Below are 7,132 nucleotides of genomic sequence, written 5' to 3'. Positions count from 1 at the left end.
CAAGTTTTTTTGCCTCAGTCGTGCATACGAGCAAAGAGGCGGGATCTGAACTCACATTGGATAGATAGGTTTGCCCGTATACGTCGACGTTAACAGGCTCACTCTCGCCATAGCGCCAGAACACCGACTTCATGAGATTGGTGATAACATTGCCCGAGTAGTCGGCCTGAGCGGTCATGCCGATCAACTGATTGAAAGTCAGCCCGGTACGCGCGATAAACTCATCGACCGGCTTGAGTTTCAAGGCGATATCATCCTGCGCAGCAAGGTTATATTGACGTTTCACTACCGCCTCATCAGAGACAGGATTAATCAGCAAAGCATAAAGCTCAGGTGCTATTTCCAGTTGCTCTCGAGTTTTCGGCGACGGCGTGACGTCGGGAATTACCGAGCCACCGCCCCCGTCGAGGGTGAGAGCGTTGAAGGCGGTCACTTGATCATCAGCCAGCGCAGACCAGAGCTTCACAAGTGAAAGCTTGCTCGCCGACAGCACACTACGTACCTGCACCAGGTTATCGTGATAAGGCAGTGTCATCGGGTACCAGACAGTTTCCAGCGTTTGCAGGCCAGGAGCACCGGTTGACGCCTGCATGCCTTTCAACAAGGTCTCGTTCAAGATCTCGAGGGTTGATATTTCTTTAACAAGATTGGTTTCATCCAAAACAAGGTTTTTGATATCCGGACGACGCTTATCTATATGCAGCGGGCTGCTTACCGAGTGAAGCCCTTGGGCGATTTTATAAAGTTCAACCAAGTAGCGTCCCGGCGAAAATAGCGATTGAATAGACGTTACTTCCGCGTAGCCAGCGCCGGAGCGCTCGTCAAAAAGATCGTCAAAATCTACGGCGCCACCCAGCGAGCGCCCCATCGCCATTTGTAGCTCCTGCGGAAATGGTGCAATGCCCAACTTGGGAATGCTTTGCATGACCGGTTCATTACGAGAGCGGAGTGTTCGATGGATACTCTCCAGGGCTTCGACCCGCTTGCACGCTGCCGAATGAATCAATTCAGCCTGCTCTCCAGACAGCTCTTCCATCGTGCAGCAAAATTGTTCAAGTGGTTCTTTAACAATATCGAAGATCGAATTAAACCCCTTTTCATCAAGCTGCTTTAGTGCCACTTCGCTTTCCGTGGACATTTGTAGCGACCGCAACAAAGACTCGTTCATAGTATTATTCCCAGAATTTTTCTCTATAGAAAACCGAAGTGCATTGCGCCGTCAGCCATGGACAGACGAGCCAGCACGCATCAAGTACTAAGTTTAATTAGTGAAATCATTCGCAAGGTCGATAAAAAACTTGATACGCCCGCAAGACAACCGACGCAGAGCGCTAAAGTCCGCCCAGCGTATTGCGATGCATCTCTATAATGTCTTAAAGACGACCTACCACCTTTGCAGAGTTATTTATAAAACATAAAGACGAGAGAAAAAATAAAAGGTCTGAAATCGTAGCTTTATGTCTATTTGTGGCGATTAGAGTCGGTTATTACCCGTTTCATATCGAAGCGATTGACGTCACTCGTACGGCAATGAACCTTTCGCAGTCCTGCCCCACAAATAATCTGCCTTGATAACCATGACATAACCGAATGTCACTTTGACGGGTAGAAATTGATGTCAACGAGCAGTCCAGGCATCACTTCCCCCCAGACTGAACGTTAGATTCGGCTTACTGCGCGGCCAAGGGCTGAGCCCCTGGCACGCGGCCACTGTCAGTACCCTTTGAGGGTGTAGCGGAGATGGAAAATGACATCGACCAGGCTTTCCACCAGCTCACGCTGCTGCTGACCTGTGCCGGCCTTGAAGAACGTCAGAACGAGCGTCCCGGTGGTGGTTGAATCGCCCTCAAACGGCAAGTATTTCGGATCATTGAAGTCGACCGTAAACAAGCCGGAATCATCGAGCCCGCGGGACAGCGCAACATAGTTGCCGCTTCCCTTACCCAAGGTGGCCTCTACATCCTGATAAGGCCCAATCAACGCCGGTAACGTCACGCCAATATTTTTGAAGCGCCCGACCTTACCCGTGCTGTCATAGGCGACGTCCAGATCAAGCGCTGCGATGTCCAGTTCAATGACCAGCTTGTCGCCGTTCACCGTCTTGATTGCTACGCCGCCGGCCGCAACAACCGGGTTGCCCGACAGCGCCCCGTTCAGGAACACGGAAAAGCTTTTACTGCTGTCAGCACGAGTGATTTGAGTATTGAGCGAAATGGTTTTCTGAATTTCCAGGCCACGTTTGTCCAGGCGCAGGTAGATGTTCTCCATTTTTTGCAGCTCCAGTTGCAAGCTTTCCCCGGCCAGCAACCCTTGATAGAGATCGTTCCACATTGGCGCGGTGAACAGACTGCCAGCGTTGGAATCACCTATTTCGCGTCCCAGCGCAGCTTTCGTCGTCAGGCACAGCGCCAGCGCACTGTCATACAGCTGGTAGTAAAGCGAAGAGAGTCGACCGGCCATCCAGTTAAACAATTCCAGCCCGGTGAAGCGCGTGGTCTGCAGGGCGTACTGCGCACGCATATTGTTCAGCTCCTGTGCATACAGCGCCTTTTGCTTTTGCGCCATCGCCAGTTGCTGATTCTGCGACTGGATTTGTGCCGTCAGCTGCTTGACTTCGAATTCCGCACCTTGCTTCTGAATCTGCCAGTCCGCGCGTCGACGGCGGTATTGCTCACTGATATCCAGTCGCTGGGCGGAAGTTTCCAGGATCGTTGCCGACGCTTGCAACCCAAAGGCCACCGCACGTGCCGCGCCGCCCCATCGCGATCCACCCACAGCCAGCCCGAAGGTGTTAGGGGCCATTTCAACCGCAGCACCTACCACGTTGCTGATCAGCGAGCCGGCGTTCAGCGCCCCGGCTGCCACACGCAGATCCATGGCACTCTGCTCACTGCTGGAAATCCAGTTGTTGTACAGGCCGGTGTAATGCGCCAGGCGAGTCTTCGCACTGTTCAGCGCCTCAGTCGAGGCAGCCACCCCGGAGGTCAGCGAGGCGATGTTATCGACCTGAAGCTCCTGAGTCAGGGTCGAAATCTGTTGCTGCTGGGTCTGTACCAACAGGGTCATGTACTCGTTGTCACGCTGCAGCAGTGCTGTTTGCAGTTCGTTGCCGAACTGAATGACGCTGCTCACCGCCGTGCGGGCCTTGTCCATCAAGACCGGGAAGCGAAATTCACTGACCTGTTGGTTGGCGGGCACTGAACCACCCGCTGCGCCGTTGCCCGCGCCATGCTGAAGCTGCAAGGCCGTGGGTGAAACCGGCGTGGCAAACAGTGGCAGCACCAATGGCTGGCCATCGAGGGTCAGGTTGTTGCGCAGGTTGAATAGGCGTACCTCCAGTTTGTCCCAGTACAGCAACAGGTCGGCGTTGTAAGGCGGTAAAAAGCTGCCATTGGCGTCTAGCAGATAAGCCTTGAACAACGTTGCCATGCGGCTGGGTGTCTGTTCATTGCTGCTGTCGGATTGCTGGAGGCTGCCGGTAGAAGCCTCCACTCCGACCGTAGGATTGGACCAACTGTTGGTGTAATCAATGTCCGGTCGCGGGCCAAGCATTTGCGAGGCTTGTATGTAGTACATTTTCGCTTGGGTCATGTAGTCGCGTTGCTGCATCCGGTAGCAGTTGTCGCCATGTTCGATCAGCGCGTTCACACTGCTGAGGAAAACCGCCATCTTGTAATGCATGGGGTCATTCATGGCGATGACGTCTGGGTCGACCGTCTCCGGGATCGACGCATTCCAGGTCTGGTCCTTTTGCAGTGGCACCACGTTCCAGTAACGGATATCGTTTTCTACTGTGTCCAGAATGCCTAGACTGTTACGATAACCCGTCGGCGAGAAAATGTACTTATGCCACTGCTCTGCTCGAGCGTAGTTCTGCTCAGTCAGATAACGGTCGGCGATCAGGAAACTGCTATGGAAAAATAATTCCCAAAAATACAGTCCATAGGAACTATTAAAATCAATAGGGGCCGTATTGCCACCCTCTACATCCTGGGCCTGACAGTTGTAGCTTAAAAGACCACCAACGCCATCACTTTGCAACATCGAAGTAAAATAGGGTGCCGAGCTAGTTTCCAAGTTGCTGACAACCAACTCACCAGAAGTTTCCAACACGCACTTCAATAGCCCTCCAGCCAAATGAAAAAGCCGGCCAAATAATGGCAAATCATAACCCATGTAGACATGAACCTTTTGACTCTCCGACACACCACCAATACTCAACTCCACCTCAAGATACCTAGTATTATTACTCAACTCATAAACATACTCAGTATTATTTCCGACGTTAAATCGCATCTCACCAATAAAGTCGCCATCATGATCAAACTGACGAACTATAGCGATCGCCGCATGCTTATAGCGCAACTCAATAGTCGAGTCAGAAACAAAACCTACCGTCACCGTCGTATTTAACTTATGAAACTCATGAACATCTCCTTCCTTGGCCTTGTCCTCAAACAGCGCAGCATCGGAATAAACAAAGTCTTTTTCTCCAAGAGCGTAAGACTCATCTAAAAACCTCAGTTTTCCCGCAAGCATATTATTGACAAGCGAAAACTTCGAAGGCTTACGTGGAAGGCTCTCCTTTTTATAAGAAACCCACACACCATCACCCTGCAAATACCAGATATTACTAAAGTACTCATATTCGATCGTCACATTGCTGCTACCGATGCCATTCTTTGCCGTTCGGCTAATCCAGCAAATATACAACCGCTGGTTAAACCAACAAGGTCTGATCATATTATCCAATGCTTCCTCGGTGGGCACATTGATTTTTAACCATTGCGACCACGCACCACCCGTAAGCGAGTTCTCATCGCTACGCACAGCCATGTTGCAACTACGCCAGTAATAGTTGTGGGGGGCATTTTGGCTGCGACCAATAAAGTAGAGGGTATCCTGACTATCAGCCGATGCATTCGTCCCTGCTTGATAGCCGCTGATGGTTTTCAGGTTGGCGAGTGTTTCGAAACTGAACAAATATTGTTGGAAGCCTGCTTGTACCCGGCTGTCAGAAATGCGTCCTTGGTTAATGGTCTCTTCGAGGGATTTAAATAGTTCGGTTTTGCTATAGCGCAAACCAGGACTGATATACGTAGAAGGGTAATACTGCAAACGTTCCTTACCCGCCCAAGTCGAATACACCTGATTGTAATCCGGCCAATCATAAAGAAAGCGGCCTGGCTTGGATTGCTCTACCATGGTCGACTCAGAGGCATTGTTCACATCCGGATCAGTCCCCCTCAGGCAGCGATTAATGTACAACTGCAAACTGGAAATGGTTTCGGCAACCCGAGAAGTCAGGACTTCCGGGCCAATCCGGGTGTCGAGTAGTAGATACTCGTAAAGATCCTCGGCATTTTTAACGCGCAAGCTCAAGGGTGTGCCATCTCCCAATGCTGTTTGGGGAATGCAGTAAGTGGTGTAATAGTCAACCAGCGCATCGCGCCGCGCGGTCTGGATGGCATTGATTGCGGTGGAATTAGTCATGGCATGCTCCTGGCGTTGGTACAGTGACAACGGAGTTAGTGTTTGATCGTGGCCGTTAATTGCTCGGCAACACCACGAATCAAACTTGACTCTTGCGCACCGACTGTTGATTTAGACATTCTATAAAGCAGGTCAATGCAGTTGCCTCCAACATCCAAGTGCGCACTGGCAAGCATCCAGGCCTCCAGATGACAAACGTCGTCGAAGCACTTTGGAAAATCTGAATAGGTCTGTTGATTAACCAGGGAGCTGTTCATCAGAACTGTTTGCTTCGAATCCCAGCCATGGATCGCCGCCAGCGCGTCAATGGCTTTGGCACTCGTCTGACCGGATTGATTAGCCTTTTCGAAATAGCCGATAGCTTCGGAAGCCGGTACAACGACTCGCAGTAACCATTGTTTAAGTCGTGCGATGCGCAAAAGCAACGGCATGGACGGCTTTGCGGCCAAGTCCATAAAGACGCTATTCCTCACCGTCACTGTCGGCACGCGAGCTACGACAAAATCATCGAAATAATATTCATTACTCGAGGCGTCTATGGTTTCAATCAACTTGATGGTTGTCGTCGTCGAGGTCGCGACAAAAGTGAACTTGACCGTGGCTCCGCTAGAATTGGGAGTGGTCACCAAAGACCCAAGCACCGTCGTACCGTCCAAGGCTTGGGCTGTCGCCCTACAGGGCCCGTAGCTGTTGTTATGACCGCGCACCCAAAACTGCACGACATAGGTTTCCCCCTCGACCGTCGTCACATTCTGCTGGATGACACCGTTCACTGAAGTCCCACTCTCGAAGGTCATGTGGCCATTGCCGTGAAGAAAAACCGTTCCGCTGGTGCCCCACCCCGTAGCGCCTCCGGCAAAGCTGCCGTTGCTGATGATGTTCGTGGCAATCGAGGTAACGGTGGCTGTACGGGATGTGCCCGTACCACTGATAGGCCCCAGGGTGGCATTGTTCAAGACGACATTGCTCGCAGTGAAGGAACTTCCAGGATCCTCACTGAACGTAAACGTGACCACTCCACTCCTCCCAGGAGATAGATCGCCAGCGCTACTGCTGATGCTAGCCAGAGTGAAGAAGTCGGCCTTGTCGACAATCAAATTCAGCTCTTGCTCGGTCAAATCGGCCCATTGAGCAATCAGGGCATATTGCGCCATTCCCTGGCTGTAACGAGCGATGTTAGCTGAGGCTAGCGAATCACTCTCTTCCGGTTCAGTACCGTGTACCCGAATCACATCCGCCCAGAAATCACCGAGGCCATAGGCCGTTATGCCATCAGGCATACGGAAAAATGAGTCCTGCCATTGCAGCAATTTACCCATCACATTAGGTTTGCTTTTAAATACCGGTGCAATGGCTTGGTGCAGCCTTTTCGCAAGCTCTGGAGAAATCGGTTCGATGACCTGATGGCTAGACGCGACACTATCGCCGATAAGCGACGTGTAGAGATTGTGGGTGAAATTGTGCAGCTCTGGCGTGAAGATGGGACTGTAGACGTCTGTCGTCATGCTCAGGGCGGTGCGAATATCCAACTGGTTGTCGACCATCCAGGCAAGCACCGTTTCGGTTTGCCGAATAATCTCGAGCGTGTCCAGTGTGGCCTCGCCGGCCACTCGTCCGGCGGTATTTTTACCGGGATTGA

General features: G+C 51.7%; 3 protein-coding genes. All 3 read right to left on the bottom strand.

Annotated elements, in window-relative coordinates; translation table 11 throughout:
* Positions 1–1,168, bottom strand: a 1,168-nt coding sequence (locus KGB06_RS27915) for a Tc toxin subunit A (protein WP_223521491.1), incomplete at its 3' end; no start/stop codon positions are given.
* Between the two features lie 545 nt (positions 1,169–1,713).
* Entirely contained in the window at positions 1,714–5,493 is a 3,780-nt protein-coding gene (locus tag KGB06_RS27910) for a neuraminidase-like domain-containing protein (RefSeq protein WP_223521489.1), read from the bottom strand.
* A 35-nt stretch (positions 5,494–5,528) separates the two neighbouring features.
* Positions 5,529–7,132: carbohydrate binding domain-containing protein (locus KGB06_RS27905; RefSeq protein ID WP_223521488.1), on the bottom strand; the 1,604-nt coding region annotated here is incomplete at its 5' end.

Origin of the sequence: Pseudomonas sp. GL-B-19 (assembly GCF_019956415.1) — a bacterium.
Classification (GTDB): domain Bacteria; phylum Pseudomonadota; class Gammaproteobacteria; order Pseudomonadales; family Pseudomonadaceae; genus Aquipseudomonas.
Note: the sequence above shows the minus strand (reverse complement) of the source record. Positions and strands in the feature narration are given on the sequence as shown.